General features: G+C 60.3%; 21 protein-coding genes and 1 other RNA gene. 6 read left to right on the forward strand and 16 right to left on the reverse strand.

Features of this window, described 5'->3' with window-relative positions:
* Positions 1 to 85 precede the first annotated feature (85 nt).
* The 7 genes from VR71_RS21595 to ccoN all read right to left on the reverse strand — a co-directional run bounded on the left by VR71_RS21595 (position 86) and on the right by ccoN (position 6,819).
* Positions 86 to 541, reverse strand: a complete 456-nt coding sequence (locus VR71_RS21595; protein ID WP_296430733.1) for a FixH family protein — start codon at positions 539 to 541, stop codon at positions 86 to 88.
* Positions 541 to 1,983: a cytochrome c oxidase accessory protein CcoG gene (ccoG, locus tag VR71_RS21600; protein WP_296430736.1), complete on the reverse strand. Its 1,443-nt coding sequence runs from the start codon at positions 1,981 to 1,983 to the stop codon at positions 541 to 543. The genes VR71_RS21595 and ccoG overlap by 1 nt, the downstream gene beginning before the upstream one ends.
* Positions 1,984 to 2,073: 90 nt before the next feature.
* Complete coding sequence (locus VR71_RS21605) at positions 2,074 to 2,961, reverse strand: LysR family transcriptional regulator (RefSeq protein ID WP_009817286.1); 888 nt, start codon at positions 2,959 to 2,961, stop codon at positions 2,074 to 2,076.
* A 436-nt stretch (positions 2,962 to 3,397) separates the two neighbouring features.
* Entirely contained in the window at positions 3,398 to 4,264 is an 867-nt protein-coding gene (gene ccoP / locus VR71_RS21610) for a cytochrome-c oxidase, cbb3-type subunit III (protein WP_045686452.1), read from the reverse strand.
* Between the two features lie 3 nt (positions 4,265 to 4,267).
* On the reverse strand, positions 4,268 to 4,462 hold the full coding sequence (locus VR71_RS21615) for a CcoQ/FixQ family Cbb3-type cytochrome c oxidase assembly chaperone (protein ID WP_009817283.1): 195 nt from the start codon (positions 4,460 to 4,462) through the stop codon (positions 4,268 to 4,270).
* 12 nt (positions 4,463 to 4,474) lie between these two features.
* The gene (gene ccoO / locus VR71_RS21620; protein WP_009817282.1) at positions 4,475 to 5,200 is read right to left on the reverse strand and encodes a cytochrome-c oxidase, cbb3-type subunit II; all 726 of its coding nucleotides are present in this window, start codon (positions 5,198 to 5,200) and stop codon (positions 4,475 to 4,477) included.
* 14 nt (positions 5,201 to 5,214) lie between these two features.
* On the reverse strand, positions 5,215 to 6,819 hold the full coding sequence (ccoN, locus tag VR71_RS21625; RefSeq protein WP_009817281.1) for a cytochrome-c oxidase, cbb3-type subunit I: 1,605 nt from the start codon (positions 6,817 to 6,819) through the stop codon (positions 5,215 to 5,217).
* 202 nt (positions 6,820 to 7,021) lie between these two features.
* On the opposite strand from ccoN, the gene VR71_RS21630 reads away from it, so the two are divergent.
* Positions 7,022 to 7,861, forward strand: a complete 840-nt coding sequence (locus VR71_RS21630; RefSeq protein WP_045686453.1) for a universal stress protein — start codon at positions 7,022 to 7,024, stop codon at positions 7,859 to 7,861.
* Between the two features lie 172 nt (positions 7,862 to 8,033).
* Positions 8,034 to 8,657: a hypothetical protein gene (locus VR71_RS21635; RefSeq protein WP_045686454.1), complete on the forward strand. Its 624-nt coding sequence runs from the start codon at positions 8,034 to 8,036 to the stop codon at positions 8,655 to 8,657.
* A 96-nt stretch (positions 8,658 to 8,753) separates the two neighbouring features.
* Here the strand turns inward: VR71_RS21635 and fnrL are convergent, their stop codons facing one another.
* On the reverse strand, positions 8,754 to 9,500 hold the full coding sequence (gene fnrL, locus VR71_RS21640) for a transcriptional regulator FnrL (RefSeq protein ID WP_009817268.1): 747 nt from the start codon (positions 9,498 to 9,500) through the stop codon (positions 8,754 to 8,756).
* A gap of 84 nt (positions 9,501 to 9,584) precedes the next feature.
* Here fnrL and hemN point away from each other — a divergent pair, with 84 nt between their 5' ends.
* Positions 9,585 to 10,940 carry an oxygen-independent coproporphyrinogen III oxidase gene (gene hemN, locus VR71_RS21645; RefSeq protein ID WP_045686455.1) on the forward strand — a complete coding sequence of 452 codons (1,356 nt, stop codon included), beginning with the start codon at positions 9,585 to 9,587 and terminating at the stop codon, positions 10,938 to 10,940.
* Positions 10,941 to 10,944: 4 nt separating this feature from the next.
* Here the strand turns inward: hemN and VR71_RS21650 are convergent, their stop codons facing one another.
* From VR71_RS21650 to VR71_RS21670, 5 genes are all read right to left on the reverse strand, one after another.
* On the reverse strand, positions 10,945 to 12,540 hold the full coding sequence (locus VR71_RS21650) for an ABC transporter ATP-binding protein (RefSeq protein WP_045686456.1): 1,596 nt from the start codon (positions 12,538 to 12,540) through the stop codon (positions 10,945 to 10,947).
* Positions 12,537 to 13,643, reverse strand: coding sequence for an ABC transporter permease (locus VR71_RS21655; RefSeq protein WP_040651237.1), 1,107 nt, complete (start codon positions 13,641 to 13,643; stop codon positions 12,537 to 12,539). The genes VR71_RS21650 and VR71_RS21655 overlap by 4 nt, the downstream gene beginning before the upstream one ends.
* A 7-nt stretch (positions 13,644 to 13,650) precedes the next feature.
* On the reverse strand, positions 13,651 to 14,745 hold the full coding sequence (locus VR71_RS21660) for a microcin C ABC transporter permease YejB (protein WP_009817273.1): 1,095 nt from the start codon (positions 14,743 to 14,745) through the stop codon (positions 13,651 to 13,653).
* A gap of 18 nt (positions 14,746 to 14,763) precedes the next feature.
* Positions 14,764 to 16,698: an extracellular solute-binding protein gene (locus tag VR71_RS21665; RefSeq protein WP_296430739.1), complete on the reverse strand. Its 1,935-nt coding sequence runs from the start codon at positions 16,696 to 16,698 to the stop codon at positions 14,764 to 14,766.
* Between the two features lie 157 nt (positions 16,699 to 16,855).
* The gene (locus VR71_RS21670) at positions 16,856 to 18,013 is read right to left on the reverse strand and encodes a cytochrome c family protein (protein ID WP_045686458.1); all 1,158 of its coding nucleotides are present in this window, start codon (positions 18,011 to 18,013) and stop codon (positions 16,856 to 16,858) included.
* A 119-nt stretch (positions 18,014 to 18,132) separates the two neighbouring features.
* Here VR71_RS21670 and VR71_RS21675 point away from each other — a divergent pair, with 119 nt between their 5' ends.
* A complete protein-coding gene (locus VR71_RS21675; protein WP_009817276.1) occupies positions 18,133 to 18,975 on the forward strand; it encodes a prephenate dehydratase in 843 nt (280 codons plus the stop codon).
* A 6-nt stretch (positions 18,976 to 18,981) separates the two neighbouring features.
* On the opposite strand, the gene VR71_RS21680 is transcribed toward VR71_RS21675, so the two are convergent.
* Entirely contained in the window at positions 18,982 to 19,449 is a 468-nt protein-coding gene (locus VR71_RS21680) for an SRPBCC family protein (RefSeq protein WP_045686459.1), read from the reverse strand.
* A gap of 55 nt (positions 19,450 to 19,504) precedes the next feature.
* Complete coding sequence (nudC, locus tag VR71_RS21685) at positions 19,505 to 20,476, reverse strand: NAD(+) diphosphatase (protein ID WP_045686588.1); 972 nt, start codon at positions 20,474 to 20,476, stop codon at positions 19,505 to 19,507.
* Positions 20,477 to 20,706: 230 nt separating this feature from the next.
* Here nudC and VR71_RS21690 point away from each other — a divergent pair, with 230 nt between their 5' ends.
* Positions 20,707 to 22,653 (forward strand): bifunctional 2',3'-cyclic-nucleotide 2'-phosphodiesterase/3'-nucleotidase, encoded by a 1,947-nt coding sequence (locus tag VR71_RS21690; protein WP_045686460.1) that lies wholly within the window; start codon positions 20,707 to 20,709, stop codon positions 22,651 to 22,653.
* Positions 22,651 to 22,749, forward strand: an RNA gene (gene ffs / locus VR71_RS25380) — signal recognition particle sRNA small type. Before VR71_RS21690 ends, ffs begins: the two co-directional genes overlap by 3 nt.
* A 43-nt stretch (positions 22,750 to 22,792) precedes the next feature.
* On the opposite strand, the gene VR71_RS21695 is transcribed toward ffs, so the two are convergent.
* Positions 22,793 to 23,806, reverse strand: coding sequence for a TerC family protein (locus tag VR71_RS21695; RefSeq protein ID WP_045686461.1), 1,014 nt, complete (start codon positions 23,804 to 23,806; stop codon positions 22,793 to 22,795).
* Between the last annotated feature and the right edge of the window lie 100 nt (positions 23,807 to 23,906).

Genomic DNA, 23,906 nt, shown 5'->3' on the forward strand with positions numbered 1-23,906 from the left:
CACGGGCCGCCAAGGCCTCGGCCGCCGGGGCTGCGGCGCAGGCCGGACAGGCCGAAGGGGACGGGCGCATGGGGACGGTCATGGTCTATTCCTTGTGCAGAACGACGCGCTGTTGAAACAGGGTGCCGTCCGGGTTCCAAGCCTTCATACGGATATTCCAGTTGCCACCTCCCAAGTCCACCGGGGCAACATAGGCTTGGCCATCATAGCGGAATTCGGGCGTCTGGTCGTCGCGCACATGGGTCGCACGGCCAACCGTGGCCTCCAGCTTTGCCACCTCGACAGGTTTGCCCGCCGCATCGGTGATATGCAGCATCAAGACACCGCCCGCGTGATCCGCCACTACGGTCCAGCCCAGCCCCTCTTGCGCGGCTTTGCGCTCGTCGAACTCTTGACTCGCGACATAGGAATTCTTGACCTCGAGCCCCGGAAAGGTCCGCACCGCCGACCAGGCCAGCACCAAATTGACCGCAATGATGACGCCAAAGGCACCGATAAAGCCGATCAACACATGTTTGCCGGTGATCCTGCGCTCTGCCATCATTCTTCCTTTCCGTTGAACACGGTGTCCTTATAGGCCCGCTCACCGCTCGTGAGATCCTCGATCCAGATGCGGACATCGCTGCGCTCTTCCGTGGCGGGCTCAGATCCTGCCGGGGCCACCAGATAGACCCGTTGCAGGTACACTTCATCGGCGTTGACGCCGATCTTGCCATCGGTCGCGCCTTCCAGCTCAACCCTGATTGCCGGATCGCCCTTGACGGTGACCTCGAATTCGCGCGTCTCGTGCTGCATATTGCGGATGCGCACCTCATAGGTATTGCGGATCGAGCCATCGGAGAGTGTGACATAGGTCGGATTGCGCACCGGCGCCACGGTCAGGTCGATATCCGACCGGATGAACAGCGCAAAGACAAGCCCGATCCCCACCAGCGACCAAAGCGCAGTATAGAGGATTGTGCGTGGACGCAGCACGTGTTTGATGATCGGCTTGGGTTTGCCACCCGCACGCTCTGACTCTTCATCGGTAAAGGCCATATAGTCGATCAACCCGCGCGGCTTGCCGATCTTGGCCATGATGTCATCGCAGGCGTCGATGCAGAGTGCGCAGGTGATGCACTCCAGCTGTTGGCCGTCGCGGATGTCGATCCCCACCGGGCAGACGTTGACGCAGGCCATACAGTCGATGCAATCACCCTGCGGCTCACCCGCCTTGACCGCCTCGGAGTTCTTGCGCGGCTCGCCCCGCCATTCGCGGTAGCCGACGGTCAGCGTATCCTCATCCATCATCGCCGCCTGAATGCGCGGCCATGGGCAGGCATAGATGCAAATCTGCTCGCGGGCAAAGCCACCAAAGAAAAACGTCGTGCCGGTCAGCACCGCAATCGTCGTATAGGCGATGGGATGGGCGTTGAGGGTAAAGAGATCGACCAGCAGCGTCGGCGCATCGGTGAAATAGAACACCCAAGCGCCCCCCGTGGCCACCGCGATCAACAGCCATGTCACCCATTTCGTCAGCCGCAGGCGCATCTTGCGCAGATCCCAGCTCTTTTGCCTGTGCAGGCGCAGCCGCGCGTTGCGATCCCCCTCGATCCAGCGCTCGACCAGAATAAAGAGGTCGGTCCACACCGTCTGCGGGCAGGCATAGCCGCACCACACCCGGCCCAAAGCCGAGGTAAAGAGAAACAGCCCCAGCCCCGCCATGACCAAGAGACCGGCCACGAAATAGAATTCATGCGGCCAAATCTCGATCCAGAAGAAGAAGAACCGTCGGTTCGCCAGATCAAGCAAAACCGCCTGATCCGGCAGCGCAGCACCCCGGTCCCAGCGAATCCAGGGCGTGACATAGTAAATGCCCAAAGTGATAACCATGATCACCCATTTCAGGTTGCGGAACTTGCCGTAAACCTTCTTGGGAAACACCGGTTCGCGCGCGGCGTAGAGGGATTGTGGTTCGGTTGGGTGGGAATCGGCCACGGACATACTCCGATGTGATCATTCTGTTGATCGTGTTCTGTCAGGATGCGGACGATGCAGCTTTGACCTGCATCAAATTCTGACTCCTGAATCGATCTATTGCACTTGCACCCTCTGTCGAGCCATTCTCCGAAGCCATGCGACAAAGAACTTGGCGGGTGGCCGCAAAACGCCGGGACGGGTGACGATATGATATCCGCTTTGTGTGTCTTCCTCGAACAAAAGCCGTAACCGACCCGCCGCGATATCCTGACGCACCCAATCGCGCACGGTAACGGCAACGCCCTGTCCGTTGCGCAGCCCGTCGAGCAAGAGATTGCCCGGCACCTGCACAAGACCCGCGACCCGCTCCTTGAGGACTCCCTGGCTGCGCAGCCAATCGCTTGCCTCATTGGTGCCGAATTCCTGCAACCATGGCAGATCTGCCAAATCCTCCGGACACTCGATCCGCACCCCAGCGACCAATTGCGGAGCAGCCACAGCGACTATGGGCGAGTGAAACAGCAACTCCGCATGCAGCCCCGGCCAAGATCCGGCACCGTAGCGGATGGCGACGTCGATACCGCCCGGCTCAAGGCGAATAAGATGGGGGCTCGGATCAATCATCAGGTCGATCTGCGGGTGCGACTGACGAAAATCACTGAGACAGGGCATAAGCCAATGTGCGGCAAAACTTGGCGTGGTCGAAATCTGTAGCGGCCTGTTTGCATCCGCCCCGGTCAATGACGCGACGGTGCGCGCAATCGCTCCGAACCCCAGCGCCAGAGCATCGGCAAGCTCCCGCCCCTCAGCCGTCAACCGAAGCTGCCGCCCCGTGCGATCCACCAGCGCAACGCCCAGATGCGCCTCCAGTTGTTTGATTTGTTGGCTTATCGCCGCGTGGCTCACATTGAGTTTGATGCCTGCCGCCGCTGTGCCGCCAGTTTCTGCGAGCGCAGCAAAGGCCCGAAGTGCCGTCAAGGGAGGGAGTGAATGCCAATCCATAATGTTAGTTTAGCTTACAATTTGGAAATTTTCCAGAGTCGCGCACATGCATCATATTTGCCATACTGATTGAAGAAACCGAACCAAAAAAGGATGGCACCATGTTCAATATTCTTGCAGATACATTCCGAACCGCAACGCGCCGTGACATCCGGCATCGGCATGAAGCCCGCGCTCATTGGCCCCCCGCCGAACGGTTTGACTCACGCTCTGGGGCAGAGCTTGAGGCACATCTCGTGGCTCGGAGACGAGACTGAGTTCAACGCGCAAACGGCCCCGTCAAGGGCCAGTGGTTGACATCATATGCAATCTCAGAGGTAATCGGCACCGGTCCTTCACAGAAACGCGCGAACAGGACGGAAAGACCGGTGCCTAGCCTCGGACCCTGTCATGCGGCAGGGTCCGAGGTGTTCTTTAGAGCCGTATCAGAGGCGGCTCACTCGCCCCCACCAAGCTGGTGGACATAGATCGCCACGGCGCGGATCTCGGCCTCGCTTAGATCGGCCCCGCCCATCGGCGGCATCACGCCAAAGCGCGAATAGGTGACCGTTTCCTTGATCGTGTCGAACGACCCACCATAGAGCCAGATCGCATCGGCAAGGTTCGGCGCACCCTGATAGATATCGCCCTCTCCGGCCTCGCCGTGGCAGGCGGCGCAATTGTCCATGAACACGGTCTGACCTTCGGCGACCAAGGACGCGTCCTGCGGCTCTCCCGATATCGACATGACGTAATTGACCACCTGCTCAATCTGTGCCGGTTCCAGCATCTCGCCAAAGGCCGGCATCTGCGAATAGCGCGCATCCGCGTCTTCTTCGTTGCGGATACCGTGGGCGATTGTGGTGTGAATATCCTCAATCGTGCCACCCCAGAGCCAGTCGTTATCCAAAAGATTGGGATAGCCCTTGGCCCCTGCCGCGCCCGAACCATGGCACTGCGCACACCATGTCTTGAACACGGCATTGCCCGCCGAAGTGGCATAGCCCTGCAATTCGGGATCGCCTGCAACCTCGGTCAATTCGACCGTTTCCAGCTTGGCGTTGATCGCGGCATTGGCGGCCTCGGCCTCGGCCAACTCGACCGCGACATTGGCGCGCGTCGACCAGCCCTTGTAACCGGCGGTGGCGCCCTGAACCAGCGGCCATGCTGGATAGGCGACCACATACCACAGTGCCCAGACGATACAGGCATAGAACGTCCACAGCCACCAGCGCGGCAGGGGATTGTTGTATTCCTCGATCCCGTCCCATTGATGGCCGGTGGTTTCGACCTCTTGGTTCTTCTTATTGGGTTGTTTGGCCATGTCTCATGCCTCCTCGTGCCGGGCGCCATTGGCGCGGGCCGGTTTGTCTTCGTGCCGGAACGGGATGTTTGACGGGTTTTCATAGCTCTTGGTGGCGCCGGGGCGGAACACCCAGACTACGACGCCGACAAAGAACGCAAAGAGCACCAGCAACATCCAGCTATCGGCAAATTCACGCAACAGGGAATAGGTTTCCATCGCTCTGCCCCCTTATCGGCTTGCGTCGGGGGTGAAGGTCGAGAAATCAACCAGCGTCCCCAGCATTTGCAGATAGGCAATCAGCGCATCCGCTTCGGATACTCCCGGCTGCCCGTCGAAATTGCGCACCTGTGCATTGGGGTAGCGCGACAGAAGACCGTCGGTATCACCATCGGGATCAATCTGACCCGCGAAATCTGCCTTGGCATTCTCGATCATCTCATCGTTATAGGGCACACCCACCAGACGATGCGTCTTTAGCAGATCCTCGATATGCGCCGGCTCGATCATCCGGTTCTCGAGGAAACCATATTTCGGCATCACCGACTCCGGCACCACAGACTGCGGATTTCGCAGGTGGTCCACGTGCCAGTCATCCGAATAGCGCCCACCGACACGGGCCAGATCCGGCCCGGTCCGCTTGGACCCCCACTGGAACGGGTGGTCATATTTCGACTCCGCCGCCAGCGAATAGTGGCCATAGCGCTCGACCTCATCGCGCATCGGACGAATCATCTGACTATGACAGACGTAACAGCCCTCGCGGATGTAGATATCCCGGCCCGTCAACTCCAGCGGTGAGTAGGGGCGCATGCCCTCTACATCCTCAATGGTGTTCTCAAGCCAGAACAGCGGGGCGATCTGAACGATCCCCCCGACCGTGACGACAAGAAAGGCAAAGATCGCCAAAAGCGTGACGTTCTTTTCCAGGATTGCGTGTTTGTCCAGAATTGCCATCTCTCCGGCCCTCCTTATTCAGCCGGGACTGCGTTGTTCACAGGCGCGACGGCCGGCGAACGTGTCACAGTCATCCAGAGGTTGTAGCACATGATCAACGCACCAGAGAGGAACATGACCCCGCCCAGACCGCGCACCACATACATCGGGAACTTCGCGGCCACAGTATCGGCGAACGAGTTCACGAGGAAACCGTTGGCATCGACTTCGCGCCACATCAGGCCCTCCATGATCCCCGTCACCCACATGGCGGCGGCGTAGAGGATGATGCCGATGGTCGCCAACCAGAAGTGCCAGCTCACAAGGCTCAGACTATAGAGCCGCTCACGGTTCCACAGCTTCGGCACAAGGAAGTAGAGCGCGCCAAAGGTGATCATGCCGTTCCAGCCAAGCGCACCGGAATGCACGTGCCCAATGGTCCAGTCGGTGTAATGCGACAGAGAGTTGACCGCGCGGATCGACATCATCGGCCCTTCAAAGGTCGACATGCCGTAGAACCCGATGGAAATCACCATCATCCGAATGACCGGATCGGTGCGCAGCTTGTCCCATGCGCCCGAGAGCGTCATCAGACCGTTGATCATGCCACCCCAGGACGGCATCCACAGAACGATCGAGAACACCATGCCCAACGTCGAGGCCCAGTCAGGCAGCGCCGTGTAATGCAGGTGGTGCGGACCGGCCCAGATATAGATAAAGATCAGCGCCCAGAAGTGGATGATCGACAGTTTATAAGAGTAAACCGGGCGTTCGGCCTGCTTCGGCACAAAGTAATACATCATGCCCAGGAAACCTGCGGTCAGGAAGAAGCCCACAGCGTTATGGCCATACCACCACTGTGTCATCGCGTCCTGCACGCCCGAGAAGACTTGCACCGACTTGGAGCCAAAGACCGAGACCGGAATGCTCAGGTTGTTCACCACATGCAGCATCGCCACCGTGATGATGAACGACAGGTAAAACCAGTTGGCCACATAGATATGCGGCTCCTTGCGCTTGACGATGGTGCCTAGGAACACGGCCAGATAGGCCAGCCAGACCACCGTCAGCCACAGGTCCACATACCATTCAGGCTCTGCATATTCCTTGGATTGTGTGGCACCCAGCAAATAGCCAGTTGCGGCCAGAACGATCACAAGCTGATAGCCCCAGAACACGAACCACGCGAGATTGCCGCCCCAGAGACGCGCCGCGCTGGTGCGTTGCACAACGTAGAAAGACGTGGCGATCAGCGCGTTGCCCCCAAAGGCGAAAATAACCGCCGAGGTGTGCAGCGGACGCAATCGACCAAAATTCGCATACCCCTGTGCCCAATCGAAATTGAGCCCCGGAAAGGCAAGTTGAAAGGCGATGAACGTGCCCGCGAGGAAACCGACAACACCCCAAAGGCAGGTTGCGATCACCCCGGCGCGCACGACACCGTCCATGTATTCTCCCGAGAGATCCACCCGGGTTCTCGGTTCATCCGTGTGGCGCAAGGTCCACAGGAAAAGCCCACCGGCGACCAACGCCACTGTCAGTGCGTTGACCAGATAGGCCAGATCGCGCGCATAATTGGCCGCGATCAGCGCCAGAAGCGTGACCAGACCAAGCACGATCAGCTTGATGTAATTCGTCATGTTGCGTCCCTTCGTCTTTTTCTACCCGAGTCGCCGTGACCCGCGCAGGCGCGTTAGACTGTGACCGTAATGCTTGGGTCGGACTCAACTATCCTTGATCTGTGTCAAAACACTGACGATGATCGTTTGATCCGCGTCAAGGCAGCCCCGGCAATACACTCCTACGCTGACATAACGTGCGACACAGTCAAAGGAATGCGACATGACCTACAACAGCCTGTTTTCCGTTTTGACCGATGAGTCCCTTGTTGAGGAAACCTTGGCCCACGCCACCAGCATAGCCACCCGGCATGATGCCCATCTCGACGTGCTCTGCCTGGGCGTGGACCGTAGCCAATCTGGATACTATTATTCAGGCGCGAGCGCGATCGTGCTGCAAGAAACGATTGCCCGCGCCCAGCAAGAGGCCGCCGCCATCGAGGCCAAGGCGCGCGCTGTGCTCAAAAATTCAGCGCTGCGGTGGGGAATCGAGAGTGGCGTCAGCCAACTCGCCGATCTGGGGCGCCATGTCGCCGCGCGCGCGCGCTTCGCTGATCTGGTCATTCTGCCGCAGCCCTATGGCAAGGGGCGCGGGGCCGAGCTCGAGCCTGTGACCGAATCGGCACTCTTTGAAGGGCATACCCCAGTGCTGATCCTGCCATCCGAGGGCGAAACGTCGCCCGCACCGAACCGAATCATGATCGGCTGGAATGAAAGCAACGAGGCGCTCAGCGCCGTGCGCGCCGCCCTGCCCCTGCTCAAACAGGCAGACGCGGTGCATGTGGTGGTAATCGACCCCCCCACCCACGGGCCAAACCGGTCAGATCCCGGCGGGCTCTTGTCACACTTCCTCTCGCGCCATGGCGTCAAGGTCGAGATCGACGTGCTGTCCAAGACCTTGCCGCGCATCTCGGACGTGCTCCAGCGGCATGTGCGCGACATGGATGCCGATATGGTGGTGATGGGCGCCTATGGCCACTCGCGCTTTCGCGAGGCGATCTTTGGCGGCGCCACCCGCTACATGCTGGAACAGGCGACCGTGCCGGTATTCATGGCCCATTGAGGGTGTATAGCGCCGCACGGACACAAAAACACCACCGCCCCGGGCTTGACCCGGGGCCTCGCCGACTCTGCACCAAGACCCATGCCAAGCCCAAGGTGAAACTGAGCTAACCAGTTGCAGGACGTTCAGGAACAGGCTTCAATATGATCTGTTCATGCGGCGGATATCGAGAATGGATCACGTTGCAATTGAAATACTCTCCGACGCGGACCTGAACACTCTCCTCACCCCGGATGAACATCTTCTGTGGACTGGGCGTCCCGCCTACGGGCGCATGTTCTTTCAACCGACCGGGGCGGAACGGACCTATTTGATTTCCATGATCGTCGGCGCGCTGGTGATGTGGAGCACGTTGCCTTTTCTCGACTCCACATCTGCATTTGGCCAGATCGAGGCGTATTGGATCTACGGCGCAACCACCCTCGCCTTTGGCGCGGCAGCCTATACCATGGCGTGCAACCGGCAATATGTGCTCTCGAACGTCATTTACTTTCTCACCACCAAACGCGCCATCGTTTGCCGTCGTGGACGCAACTGGCGGCTTGGCGTCCGCCTCTACGTGGTGTTCAACCCGCATTCCGCCACCTATCCCTATGAAATCCTGCCAACGCGCCCAAACCCCTCTCTGAGGATTGGCACCTTGCTGGATCAACAAGAGGTTCAGCCGTTCGGACTGGGCCTGTCCCACCCCGGTCAGCCGGTCCACTGGGGGAAACTGACCGTGCCCGTTGCCTTTGAACAGGTTCCACATGCTGCTGAGTTGCTGGAGATAATCAGAACAGCCCTGCGGCCCTGACACGTTGCAGGCCGGGATAGTCGACGCTAGGGGGCTAGCCCCCAGTCCACCGAGGTCTTTATCGCCAGATGAAACCACAGGACAAGGCGGACACCCTCAGATCAGCATCCCGCCGTCACTGTCATCGCCCGCCTCTTCCAGCAGGCGGTTGAAATCCGGCACGGTGACGCGGCGCTTGCCCTCAAGCTCGATCACCCCGTCTTTCTTGAGTGCCGACACCTGACGGCTCACGGTTTCCAAAGTCAGGCCCAGATAATCCGCCATCGCCTCACGCGTCAGCGGCAGATCGAACACCAGCAGGCCGCGTGTCCCGTTCTTGCTGAGCGTGGCATCACGCCGCGCGATGATTGCAATCAGCGAGGCGATTTTCTCGCGTGCCGTCTTGCGGCCCAGAACCAGCATCCATTCACGCGCCGCATCCAGCTCGTCCAGCGTCATTTCCAACAGGCGCTGTGCGATATGGGGCGTGCGCGCCATCATTTCTTCAAACGGCTTCTTGCGAAAGCAGCACATGACGATATCGGTCACGGCCACCACATCATAGGCCGCGCTGGCGCGTCCCGGCCGGCCCACGAAATCGCTCGGCAGTAGCAACCCGACCATCTGCGTGCGCCCGTCCTCCATGGTCTGGGTCAAGGTCGCGATGCCCGAAACGACCGATCCCACAAAATCCATCGTATCGCCCGACCAGATCAGAGTCTGACCAGACTCATAACTGCGGTAATACTTGATCTGATCCAGCTGCTCCAACTCATCCGATTCGCAGCGCGCGCAGACCGCCCGATGGCGGATCGGACAATCTCCGCACTCGTGAGGTATGATCGAGGCTTTCTCTTTCAGCATTGGGCGTTCACTTTTTCGGGAGGCCAAAGGTGCCGGTTGATCTAAATCAAAGCAAGGCAATACGTTTATTTTCATCGTATGCGTATGGACACAAAAACTCAACTGGGCAAACTTGGACTCTTCGACTCCAAAGTGCCGCGCTACACCAGTTACCCGACCGCGCCACACTTCACCCGCGACGTGGGACAGGATCAGTTCACCAACTGGATCAGTGCGATTCCAGAGGGCGCAGAGGTGTCCCTCTATGTGCATGTGCCGTTCTGTCGGCGGCTCTGCTGGTTTTGTGCGTGCCGCACCCAAGGCACACAGACCGACGCGCCCGTCATTGCCTATCTTCAGACACTCAAGACCGAGATCGCGATGCTAGGCCGCAGCCTGCCGCGTGGCGTGCGCCTGTCGCGCCTGCATTGGGGTGGTGGCACGCCGACCCTGCTCTCTCCTGATCTGATGACCGAATTGGCGGCCGCCATCCGCAACATTGCCCCCTTTACCGACGCGACAGAGTTTTCGGTCGAAATCGACCCGAATGAACTCGACGGCGCGCGTCTTGATGCGCTCGCCCGCGCTGGCATGAACCGCGCTTCGATCGGGGTGCAGGATTTCGACGAACATATCCAAAAGAGCATCGGTCGGATGCAGGGCTATGACATTACCCGCTGGGCGGTGGACGAGATTCGAGCGCGCGGCGTCAAGAGCCTCAATGCCGATATCCTCTACGGGCTGCCGCATCAGAATCGCGCACGCATCACCGAAAGCGTGCAAAAACTCTTGTCCCTCAGCCCGGACCGTGTGGCGCTTTACGGCTATGCGCATGTGCCTTGGATGGCCAAGCGGCAGCAAATGATCCCCTCGGATGCCCTGCCCACACCGCAGGAACGGCTGGACCTGTTTGAAACCGCGCGCCACCTGTTCCTATGGGACAATTACGTCGAAATCGGCATCGACCATTTCGCCACCAAGTCAGACGGGCTGAGCGTGGCGCAAAAATCAGGGCACTTGCGCCGCAATTTCCAAGGCTACACCGATGACACCGCCGAAGTGCTGATCGGCGTTGGGGCTTCCTCGATCTCGCGCTTTCCACAAGGCTACGCCCAGAACGCCCCCGCCACCGGTGCCCATACCGGCGCCATCCGCGAGGGACGGTTTTCCACATCGCGCGGCCATGTCTTTTCCGCCGAGGACAAACTGCGCGCGCGGATGATCGAAATGCTGATGTGCGATTTCCGCATTGATAGCGCCGAGATTTTCCGCGAGTTCGAGATCCCGGCCGCAGAGTTGCAGGCGATGCTGTCCGCCGTGGATCGCCGCTTTGAGGGGCATCTGACCCTCAACGCCACCGGCCTCTCGATCCCGCTCGAATCACGCCCCCTGACCCGGATGATCGCACGCCACTTCGACGCCTATGAGATGGACGAGAAGGGGCACAGTTCGGCAATCTGAGGCGTCAGACTTCGGCGCGCCCTTCAAGGGCTGCCGCCAGCAGTTTGCGGGCGTATTCTGTCTGTGGCGCAGTAAAGAGCGCCTCGGCCTCGCCCGCCTCGACCACGTCGCCATCCTTCATCACCAGAACCCGGTGGCTCATGGCACGCACCACATGCAGGTCGTGGCTGATAAACAGATAGGCCAGCCCATATTTCACCTGCAAATCGCGCAAGAGATCGACGATCTGCACCTGCACGGTCATGTCGAGCGCACTCGTCGGCTCGTCCAGCACCACCAGCTTGGGCCGCAGGATCATCGCGCGGGCAATCGCGATACGCTGACGCTGACCGCCAGAGAATTCATGCGGGTAGCGGTCCATCGTGGCGGGGTTCAACCCGACCTCTTCCATCACCTCGGCCACCAAAACGCGCGCCGGTCGCCCCCCCGGATTGCCATGCACGCCCAAACCTTCGGCGATGATCTGCGCGGCAGTCATGCGCGGGCTCAGACTTCCGAACGGGTCCTGAAACACGATCTGCATCTTGGCGCGGTGCTTGCGCAGTTCTCGCGTCGACCAGCCGTTCACATCCTGCCCGACAAAGCGGATCTCACCTTTAGAGGCAATCAGCCGCATGATCGCCAGCGCCAGCGTCGTCTTGCCAGAGCCGGACTCGCCGACGATGCCCAAGGTTTCGCCCGCCCGCACGCTGAGCGTGGCGGCATTGACTGCCTTCACATGCCCCACGGTGCGTTTCAAAAACCCCTTCTGGATCGGGAACCAGACCCGCAAATCCTGCGTTTCAGCCACCACCTCCGCCCCCTTGGGCACCGGAGCCGGAAGGCCCACCGCCCGTGCGCTGAGCAGCTTGCGGGTGTACTCATGCTTCGGCGCGGCAAAGACATCTGCCACCGGCCCGCTCTCGACAATCTCGCCATCCTTCATCACACAGACCCGGTCGGCGATGCGCTGCACGATCCCCAGATCATGCGTGATGAACAAAAGGCCCATGCCTTCTTCGCGCTTCAACTCCGCCAAAAGCTCCAGAATTTGCGCCTGAATGGTCACATCGAGCGCCGTTGTCGGCTCATCGGCAATCAGGATGTCGGGTTTGTTGGCCAGCGCCATGGCGATCATCACCCGCTGCCGCTGTCCACCGGACAACTGATGCGGATAGGCCCCCAGACGGCTTGCCGCCTCGCGAATCCCCACCCGCTCCAGCAATTCCACGATGCGCGTTTGGGCCGTCACACCGGTCAGCCCCTGGTGCAGCTCCAGGCTCTCACGCAACTGCTTTTCCAACGTATGCAACGGGTTAAGCGATGTCATAGGTTCCTGAAAGATAAAGCTGATGTCGTTGCCGCGCACCTTGCGCAACCGCCGATCATCCGCGCCAATCATTTCGTGGCCATCGTAGATCACCGATCCCGTGACCTCTGCCGACGATCCCAACAGCGACACGGTCGAGAGCGCCGTAACCGATTTGCCAGAGCCACTCTCGCCCACAATCGCCACGGTTTCCCCACGATCAAGGCTGAACGACACGCCTTTGACCGCCGGAATCACCAGCCCGTCTTGCCGAAAACTGATCCGCAGGTCCTTGACCTCTAACACACTCATTCAAAGGTCTTTCTGGGATCAAAAGCATCACGCACGCCCTCAAAGATAAAGACGAGGAGCGACAGCATGATGGCAAAGGCAAAGAACGCGGTGAACGCCAGCCATGGCGCTTGCAGGTTCTGCTTGGCCTGAAGCGTCAACTCGCCAAGGCTGGGCGCTGAGGACGGCAAACCAAAACCCAGAAAATCAAGACCCGCGAGCAGAGAAATCGTGCCCGTAATCACAAACGGCAGCATCGTGAGCGTCGCCACCATCGCATTGGGCAGCATATGGCGGAACATGATGGTGAGGTTCGAGACGCCGAGCGCCTTGGCCGCGCGCACATATTCCAGATTACGTGCCCGCAGGAATTCGGCCCGCACCACACCGACCAGAGCCATCCAGCCAAAGAGGACCGTGATCACCACCAACAGCCAGAAACTTCGTGGCAGGATCGCAAAGAGGATGATGATCACATAGAGCTGCGGTGTGGACGACCAGATCTCGATCACCCGCTGGAAAATCAGATCAGTGCGTCCCCCGAAATAGCCCTGCACCGCCCCCGCTGCGATACCAAGCACCGACGACAGCACGGTCACGATCAGCGTGAACAGCACCGACAACCGGAACCCGTAGATCACCCGCGCCAGCACATCGCGCTTGGTGTCATCAGTGCCCAGCAGGTTTTGCCCATTGGGCGGCAGCGGTGCCGCACCGGGCCGATCCACTGTGGTGTTATAGCTATAGGGAATGGGCGGCCAGATCGCCCAACCCTTGGCAATCTCTTCGCCCTCAACCACGCCATCTTCGGCATCCGCAATGATCGCCTCGGGATCGTCAAAACAGATGTCCAATCCGCCCGACGCAATCAAACACCGCACCTCAGGGTCACGGTAAATCGCCTCGGTCTCGAAATCGCCGCCAAACGCCGTTTCAGGATAGAACCTGAAAATCGGCATGTAATACGCGCCGCGATATTGCAGGAGGATCGGTTTGTCATTGGCCACAAACTCGGCAAAGAGCGTGACGGTAAAGATCACCGAAAAGAGGATGAGCGACCAATACGCCCGGTTATTGCGGCGGAAATTGCGCCAGCGGCGTTGATTGAGCGGCGAGAGGCGGATCACTGTCTCACCCCTCCCGCTTTTCGAAATCAATCCGCGGATCAACCAGCACATACATCAGGTCGGACAGAATACCGACCACAAGTCCGATGAGACCAAACAGAAACAGCGTGCCGAACATCACCGGATAATCGCGCCCCACGGCAGCCTCAAACCCCAGCCGACCCAATCCGTCGAGGCTGAAAATTGTCTCGATCAGAACAGAGCCGCCAAAGAACACCCCGATAAACACCGCCGGAAAGCCTGCAATCACGATCAGCATCGCATTGCGGAACACATGCCCATAGAGAACCTTGCGCTCCGACAACCCCTTGGCGCGCGCGGTCATCACATAGTGTTTCTTGATCTCGTCCAGAAAACTGTTCTTGGTCAGCAGCGTCAGCGTGGCAAAGGCCGAAATCGTCGAGGCAATGACCGGCAAGGCAATATGCCAGAGGTAATCGCCGATCTTGCCCAAGAGGCTCAGTTGCTCGAAATTGTCCGACGTCAGGCCGCGCAGCGGGAATATCTGGAAATAGCTGCCGCCGGCGAACAGGACCAAGAGCATGATCGCAAAGAGAAACGCCGGAATCGCATAGGCCACGATGATGACACCACTGGTCCAGGTGTCGAACTTGGTGCCATCGCGCACCGCCTTCGCCACGCCCAACGGGATCGACACGATATAGGCAATGAGCGTCGACCACAGGCCCAGCGTGATAGAAACGGGCATCTTCTCCAGAACCAGATCCAGCACCTCGATCTTGCGGAAATAACTCTCGCCGAAATCGAACCGCATGTAATTCCACATCATGTTGACGAACCGCTCCAACGGCGGCTTATCAAGCCCGAATTGCTCTTCCAATTCCTTGATCAACTCCGGCGGCAGACCTCGCGCACCAAGGTATTGGTCATTGCCACCGGCAGCCCCCACCATCTCTTGTCCGGTGTCCGACCCAGAGCCGGAAAAGCTCTCGAACACATTGCCCTGCCCCTGCATATTGGCAATCATCTGCTCGACCGGACCGCCCGGCACGAATTGCACCAGCGCGAAATTGATGACCATGATGCCAAAGAGCGTGGGCACGATCAGCAACAGCCGCCGCAGGATATAGGCTCCCATCTCAGCAGGCCCTCAGGATCACAGCGCGCCCGCGTCCTTAAGCGCTTGCGCCTTGTCGGCGTCATACCACCAGAAATCCAGCACGCCCGTCGCATAGGGCGGCAGCGGCTCGGGGTAGTCATACATATCCCAATAAGCCACCCAACTCTTGTCCAGATACCAGGTTGGGATCATAAAGAACTCATAGCGCAACGCCCGGTCCAGCGCGGTCAAGGCCACGTCCTGCTCTTCCTTGCTCCCCGACTCGAGAGCCTTGTCGATGATCGTGTCGACCATCGGGCTCGCCAGCCCTGCGGGATTGAACAGGCTGAACGCCGCTTCCTTGCTGCCATAGCGCTGATGCAGGCCCGTGCCCGCCTCCAGAAAGGCGATATAGCTGTCAAAGATCAGGTCATAATCGCGATCCCGCTCGCGCGCCGTGTATTGCGCGGCGTCGATCTTGTCGAACTTGGCGTCAATGCCCATCAATTGCAGATTGCTCACGAAACTCTCGACCACCGCCGACATCGTGGCGGACCCAGAGGCAGAAATCGGGATCTCGATGGTCAACACCTCGCCCGCCGCATTGCGCCGCTTGCCATCATCGCCCACGGCCCAACCGGCCTCATCCAAGAGCCTCATCGCTGTGCGGAGATTGCGCCGGTCATTCAGACGCTCACCATCCGAGCTATGCGCCATCACCGCAGGTGCGGTCAGCATCTCTTCAGGCACCAGATCACCCAAGGATTTCAATAGCTCTAGCTCCGCCTCTTCCGGCGCGCCCTTGGCCTCTAGGGGCGTATCCTGCACAAAGGAATGCCGCTGTTTGAAGAGATCATATTGCAGCGATGCATTGGTCCATTCAAAATTGAACCCCAGCGCAATCGCCTGCCGCACGCGCTTGTCCTGCAATGTCTCGCGGCCCAGATTGAACACAAAACCGGACGGCGTCGGCGGCAAGCCGTCGGGCAGCTCCGCCTTGACCACATAGCCTGCATTCGCCGCCGGGAAATCGTATCCCGTGGCCCATGTCTTGGAATTCCCCTCCGGGCGGAACGTGTAAATTCCCGCCTTGAACGCTTCAAAGGCGGCGTTGTCATCGGCGAAATACTCAATCCGGATACGGTCGAAATTATGCCGCCCCACATTGATCGGCAAATGCCATCCCCAATACTCCGGGTTGCGCTCATAGACGATGTTGCGGTTCACGTCATAACTCTTGACCTGATAGGGCCCCGAACCCGGCGCCGCCTCCAGCCGTGGCTCGTCCAGCCGCGCGCCTGTTTCCTCATACCACTTGCGCGGGAACACCGGCGTGCCGCCCACCTGATCAATCAGCGACCGGCGCGAGATGCCCTCCGCAAAGGTGAACTTGACGCGGGTGTCATCCAGCGCCTCGGCGCTCAGCACCCGGCGCTTGACCGCATCCGCATAGGATTTCAGCCCTTGCTCCAGAAAGAGATTGTGCGAAAACACCACGTCATGCGCCGTGACAGGCGTGCCATCGGAAAACCGCGCCTCGGGCCGCAAGTGGAAAATCACCCAAGTCTTGCCCGCGTCGTACTCCAGCCGCTCCGCCAAGAGACCATAGCCCTCGTTATAGCTATCCCCCGGCAGCGGCTCGCCGCTCGCCTCGGATGCGCCCAACAGGCTCTCATAGACCATCCAGGACAATTGCCCGGCACGTCCCTTGCGCGAATAGGGGTTCATCGAATCAAATGTCCCCGGCGCATAGAGCGAGATTTCACCGCCCTTCGGGGCATCAGGGTTCACATAGTCAAAATGCGGATAATCCGCCGGATACTTCAGATCGCCATAGAACGAATACCCATGCGATGTGATGATCTCATCCTGCGCCCACACCGCCTGCGCCATCAAGGTCGCAATAGACAGCCCCGCAAAGGCCAGCAGCGCGCGCGTCCGCGAAAATCCTGAATATGTCCGGGCCTTGGCCGGGGCTTGCTGTCTGGTCATCACATCATCCTCCTGCCGCACCCATTATCTGGTGCTTGATCCGTCTGTGGCAAGCTAAGGAGGGGGGGCGCGTTGTTCAAGCGCCGATCCTGTCTTGCGCCCACGAAAAAGGCCGCCGCCCATGCAGGGCAGCGGCCTTTTGAAACTGCGGCCCGGCTCAGTTGCCAGAGCTTTGCAGATAGCCAATCAGGTTGGCGCGATCCTGCTCATCCTTGAGACCCGGAAAGCCCATCCGGTTGCCCGGCGCAAACGCGCGCGGGTTTTCGATCCACGCGCTCAGCTGGTCTACTGTCCAAGCTCCATCCAGCCCCTTGAGCGCGTCCGAATAGCTGAACCCGTCAACGTTGGCGATGTCACGGCCCACAATCCCAAAGAGATGCGGACCGGCTCCGTTCTTGCCATCCTCCAGTTTGTGGCAGGCGCCACAGCGGCGGAACAGCTTCTCACCCTCGGCGACATCCGCCGCAGCAACCAGCGCGGCGAAATCCGATGCGCCCGCTTCCGCCGCAGGCTCAGCCGCTGCTTCTTCCGCCGCCGGTTCAGCCGCCGCTTCTTCCGCCGCCGGTTCAGCCGCCGCTTCTTCCGCCGCAGGCTCAGCCGCTGCTTCCTCCGCCGCAGGCTCAGCCGCCGCTTCTTCCGCCGCAGGCTCAGCCGCTGCTTCCTCTGCCGCAGGTTCAGCCGCTGCTTCCTCTGCCGCAGGTTCAGCCGCCGCTTCTTCCGCCGCAGGTTCAGCCGCCGCTTCTTCCGCCGCAGGCTCAGCCGCCGCTTCTTCCGCCGGCATCTCGAATGTCGTGCCATCCGTCTGATCGAGATAGGCGATCAGGTCAGCACGATCCTCGGCCTTGCGCATCCCCGCATAGCCCATCGTGGTGCCGGGCGCGTAGCTTTTGGGGTTCTCAAGAAACGCGTTCAACTCGACTGGCGTCCAGACCTGCGCCACTTCAGTCAAGCTGCCCGAATAGGACCCGTAGCTTGCCACCGATCCAACGTCCCGACCAACTACGCCGTAAAGATGCGGGCCAACCTTGTTCTCGCCATCCGCCACCGCGTGACAGGCGGCACAGTTGCGAAACAGCCCTTCGCCATTCGCCGGATCAGCCGCAGCCATCAACTCGCCGATGCTCGGACCTTCATCCGCAGCCTCTTCGGAGGCCTCGTCTTCACCTGTGTCAATCACATAACCCTGTGCGTGATCTTCGCCATGACCGCCGCCCATCGAATAGATCGACTCTGCCGCCCAATTGCCCAAAAGGAACACCAACAGCGCTCCACACAGTGCGCCAGCGGTCTTTGTCATTGTCATTGTGTCGAACATCGGCCCGTTTCCATTTAATCCGTCGTTGGCCGCGTATCTATCCGCTTCCCCTACCGGCGCGCAAGGTGTAGTTTCCGCGACCAAACGCCCGACCGGGCCAAAAACACGGAAAAACGCAGATGACCAACCGCATCGCCTTTCAGGGAGAGCCCGGCGCCTACTCGCATCAGGCCTGCGCCGAGACCTATCCCAACATGGAGGCGCTGCCCTGCCGCACCTTTGAGGACGCAATTGCAGCAGTGCGCGAGGGGCAAGCCGATCTGGCCATGCTGCCGGTCGAGAACTCTACCTTTGGCCGGGTCGCCGACATTCACCACCTCTTGCCCGAATCGGGACTGCATATCGTGGCCGAGGCCTTTGTGCGGGTGCATATCAACCTATTGGCTCTGCCCGGTGTCCGCCTTGATGAAATCGAGAGCGCGATGAGCCACACCATGCTCTTGGGCCAATGCCGCGCCTTTCTGGAACGACACGGCATCCACCGTATCACCGGCGCCGATACCGCAGGCTCCGCTCGCCATGTCGCTGAGGCCGGACAGCCGGAATTGGCGGCGCTGGCCAGCGAACTGGCAGGCGAAATCTACGGTCTCGACGTGATTGCTCAGCACATCGAAGATCAGGGCAACAACACCACCCGCTTTCTTGTGATGGCGCGCGAGCCCGATTTCTCGCGACGCGGCGATGATGGGATGATGACGACCTTCGTCTTTCAGGTGCGCAACATCCCCGCCGCGCTCTACAAGGCGATGGGCGGCTTTGCCACAAACGGCGTCAACATGACCAAACTCGAGAGCTATATGGTCAGCGGGTCGTTCACCGCGACACAATTCTACGCCGACATCGAAGGCCATCCCGATGACCCATCCGTTGCGCGTGCTCTGGATGAACTGGATTACTTCACATCGGACATCACAATTCTCGGTGTGTACCCCGCAGATCCGCGCAGGCACGACACCGAGTGATCTCCGTCAGGCCGACCGCTTGTAACGCTCTTCGACGTCCATCGCATATTCCGCCAGACGAACCTTGAACCGCTTGGTCAGGTTGCCCCGCGCCAGCCGGAGCGATTGCATCATCAACCGCGCCGCCAGACTGCGCGGCTGCAGAACCAGCGTCACGGTCATCCGCGTGCGGCCGCGCGACAGCGCCACCAGTTCCGCAATCATCTGCCCCTCGATCGACGCCGACATCAACCCAAGAGTGATCCCGTTCGGCGGATCGTAGTCGGCCACGCTCACATCAACCTTGCGCTGCTTGCCGCGCAGCTTGAACGCCGCATGCCAACTCATGCCAACGCCCGGCGCGCCCAATGTGTCCGTCCGCTTGACATCCGCGCCCCGCCGCAGGGCGGACCGCTCGAATGCCTGAAAGTCGGTGATTTCCTCGAACACCCGCTCGATCGGGGCCTCGATATCTTCCTTACCGCTAAACTGCATCCCCAGACTGCCCCTTGACCTTTGTTATCGCTTTGTGCCCGGTGCCATTGTCGCGTCAATCCAGACAGTCGGCAAGCCAGTTCTCGAGCAGGAAATGCGCAATCGCCCCCTTGCGCGCGGGCAACAGGAACGGATGTTCTCCGGCAAAGGCCGCCAGAATATCCTCGCGGCTCATCCAGAGCGCGTCCTCGATCTCTTTGGGATCAATGGTGATCTCGTCGCTCAGGGCCTCACCCCGGCAGCCAAACATCAACGAGGCTGGGAAAGGCCAAGGTTGACTTGCCAGATAACTGACCCGCCCCACCTCGATCCCGGCCTCTTCCCAGACCTCACGACGCACCGCCGCTTCGATGGTCTCGCCCGGCTCGATGAACCCGGCCAAGAGCGAATACATCCCCTCGGGCCAACCCGGAGACCGACCCATCAGGACCGAATTGCCCCGCGTTATCAACATGATCACCACCGGATCAGTGCGCGGAAAATGCTGCCCGCCACAATGATCGCAAGCGCGCTGCCACCCGGCCCGGATCATCCGGCTTTCCTTGCCGCAGCGCGCGCAGAACCGGTGCGTCAGATGCCAGCCGAACACCGCCTTGGCGGTGGCTGCCAGTTCAGCATCGCGCGGGCTGAGCCGGGTCATCACGCGCCGCAACTCGGCAAAGGCGGTGCCCTCCGGCAGATCGGGATGCACCTGTTCGCTGGCGTCAAGAAACGTATCGAGTTGATCAGGTTCCAGCCCCGGCGGCACCCAGGCGGAAATATCATGGGCAAGGATCAGGTCACCGTTCGCGTCACGCCCCAAGAGGATCGGCGGCACCTTGTAGCGCGCCAGAACGGGGTGATCCGGCGCAAGGTCGATGACCGTATCCAGCGTGTCTGCCCGCAACAGCGGCTTCCCCCGCCAGAGCACGATCGACCGTGCGCGACCCTCGACCAGTGCCACGGCAATCGCCGCCTCGTCTCCGCGCATCTCATCCGCGCGATCAAGCCCCGATCCGCCGAATGTCACGCTCTCCGCGTTCCGCATGCCCATCTCCCCTGTCTGCCGCTTCTACACAATGCCCTCAGTCGCAAAACAAGCCCCAAGCGGCAGAAAACGTGTGTAAATCACATTTTACAACTAATAGTGTATTGATCGCTATGATCCGACATGCAACGCTCCCCAAGCCCATGGCATATTATGTAGTTGTAACCAGTGGATAGAGTTCAAAATCAAATAACGCTGGGCGACGAACCCGGCAGCAGAGCGTTCACAATTTGACCGAGTTTACCACTCAAGTTCCCCGCCATCCGTCCCGCGACGCCCCCCTGCGCTTGCGGCTCTTGCAGACAACGGATGTCCACGGCCATCTCCTGCCCTTCGACTACTACACCAACCGATCCGACCGCCCGTGGGGTCTGGCGCGCCTTGCCACGCTGATCCGCCACGCCCGATCCGAACCTGGCGCGGACAACTGTCTGTTGTTCGACAACGGCGACTTCCTCCAGGGCACACCGCTCACGGATCTCACCGCACATCAGAACCACGGCGCGCAGACCCCACACCCGGTGATCGCCGCGATGAACCAGATCGGCTATGACGCGGGCACGCTCGGCAATCACGAATTCAACTTTGGCCTCGATTGGCTCATGGAAACCCTGGCAGAGGCCCGCTTTCCGCTGACCTGCTGCAATGTGCTCACCCGGCGCGGCGACATCCCGACCGAGGACAGCACACTTTTGCCGCCCTATCTCCTGCTCTCCCGACAGATGCGCGACGAGACCGGGCAGGTGCACACTCTGCGCGTCGGCATTCTTGGCCTCGTGCCACCACAAATCATGACGTGGGATCACGCCCGCCTGTCGTCCCGGATCGAGGCGCGCGACATGGTCGAGAGCGCCCGCGCCTGGCTGCCTGCGCTGCGGTCCGCCGGGGTCGACATCGTGGTCGTGCTGGCCCATACCGGCATCGACCCGGGCCCCGACCGCCCGATGATGGAAAACGCCGCGCGGGCGCTCGCGCGCCTGCCCGGCATTGACGCCCTGCTTGCAGGCCACAGCCACAAGAGCTTTCCAGGTCCCGAGCATCGCGATATTGACCGGGTGGATACCGTTTGCGGCACCCTGCACGATACACCCTGCCTCATGGCTGGATTTCGCGGCGACCATCTGGGTCAGCTTGATCTGACGCTGACCCGCGATACCGCCGGGTCTTGGCGCGTGACCTCCCATCAAACGACACTCCTGCCCAGCGCCGCCGCCGCCCCCTGCCCCGCGCTCTGCACGCTGCTTGAAACGGCGCATGCCCGGACCCTCACCCTCACCGCGCGCGACATCGGCCAGACCGACGCGCCGCTCCATAGCTATCTTGCTCTGCTGCGCAACGATCCCTCCCTGCAACTGGTGAATGACGCACAACGCCACGCGCTTGCGTCTGCCCTCGCGGGCGGCCCCTATGCCGACCTGCCACTCTTATCCGCCACGGCCCCGTTCAAGACCGGTGGCCGGGGTGGCCCCGGACATTTCACCGATATCCCCGCAGGCCCGCTGCGCCTGCGCAACGTCGCCGATCTTTACGGCTTCCCCAATACGCTCTGCGGTCTGCTCGTGACCGGGGCCGATCTGCGCGACTGGCTGGAACGCGCCGCGATCTGCTATCATCAGATCATCCCCGGCCTGTCAAACCAGCCGCTCCTCGACCCTGCGGTTCCGGGGCATGATTTCGACGTGATAGACGGGCTCAGCTATACCATCGACGTCAGCCAACCCGCCCGCTACACCATGAGCGGCGCGCAGAGCCATCCCGACGCCACGCGCATCCAGGATCTGCGCTATGCGGGCCACCCTCTCCGGGACGACGCGTTCTTCATCATCGCCACAAACAGCTATCGCGCGCACGGAGGTGGACCGTTCGCCCCTCTCGCGGCACAGGGATTGATCTACTCGGACAACCGCCCGGTGCGTGATCTCCTGGCCGATCATATCGCGATGCGGCGGCATATCACGCCCGATGCCCGTCCCACATGGCGCTTTGCTCCGCTACCCGGAACCACCGTGACGGTGGAAACCGGCCCCGGTTTGCGCGCCCATCCAGAGGACATCACCGCTATGGGTGCCACAGATCTTGGCCTCACCCACGCGGGATTTCTGCGCCTCAGCCTGCCTCTATCCACAGAGCAGCCAACTCTTGCACATCTCGAACCGTCGGCCTATATGCACCCCTGAGAGGTTGGCGCGGGCAGGCACCTCGCCAACCCGGTCAGGTCCGGAAGGAAGCAGCCGTAACGAGCCCCGCTTGGGTCGTTGTCCAGCCTCTCACCCTAACTCCCCCCGCGACCGCCATGATCGGCGTTTGAAATCTCGCTCAGATGTGCGTCCGACGGTCCTTGATTTCGACGGCCACAGGATCACCACCCGACGACCCGGTCTTCCACAGCGAGAACGCTACCCCGATGCCAAGAATGGCAAAGGTGATGCCCAGCGACCATGCGGGCGGAAACTTCTCCCAGCCCATCGCCTCCGCGACAAAGATCTTGGACCCGATAAACACCAACAGAACCGACAGCGCGTATTTCAGATAGGCAAAGCGGTGCAGGATCGCCGCCAGGGCAAAGTAGAGCGCACGCAGGCCAAGAATCGCAAAGATGTTCGAGGTATAGACGATGTAGGGGTCCGTTGTGATGGTAAAGACCGCCGGAACCGAGTCGACCGCAAAGACGATGTCAGCGACTTCGATCACGATCAGCGCAAGAAGCAGCGGCGTTGCATATCGCATCATGCGGCCCGTTTCGGGATGCGGCTTTCTGACTAGGAAACTATGGCCGTGCAACTCCTCCGTCACGGGTATCCGCCGCTTGAGAAACCGGATCAGCCCGTTTTCCTCGAACGTATGTTCCTTGTCGGCGACAAAGAGCATTTTGACCCCTGTAAAGATCAAGAAGGCCGCAAAAAGATAAAGGACCCAGTGATACTGCTCGACGATGGTCGCGCCGAGGCTGATCATGATGCCCCGCAATACGATCACCCCAAGCACGCCCCAGAACAGCACCCGGTGCTGGTATGCGCGCGGGATTGCGAAGAAGCCAAAAATCAGGGCGATCACAAAGATATTGTCCATCGCCAGTGATTTTTCCACCACGAAGGCGGTCAAATACTGGGCCGTGGCCGTGGCATCCATCTGCCACCAGATGAAACCGGAAAAACAAAGGCCGAGCGTGATATAGAGCGCAGACAGCCTGAGGCTTTCGGCCACCCCGATCTCATGGTCGTCCTTGTGCAGAACACCAAGGTCAAAGACCAGCAAGGCCACGACAATCGTCAAAAAGACAAGCCACATCCAAAGCGGCTTGCCCAGAAAGAGCAGAAACAGGATTTCCAAGACAGGACCCTCTCGAGCGGCGTTACGCGCCAGACAAACAACCGCTCAGAACGAGGTCCAAACCGGGCATGTCTCAAGCGCACGTGTTCACATGTTACGG

This window comes from Roseovarius sp. BRH_c41, from assembly GCF_000961715.1.
GTDB lineage: Bacteria > Pseudomonadota > Alphaproteobacteria > Rhodobacterales > Rhodobacteraceae > Roseovarius.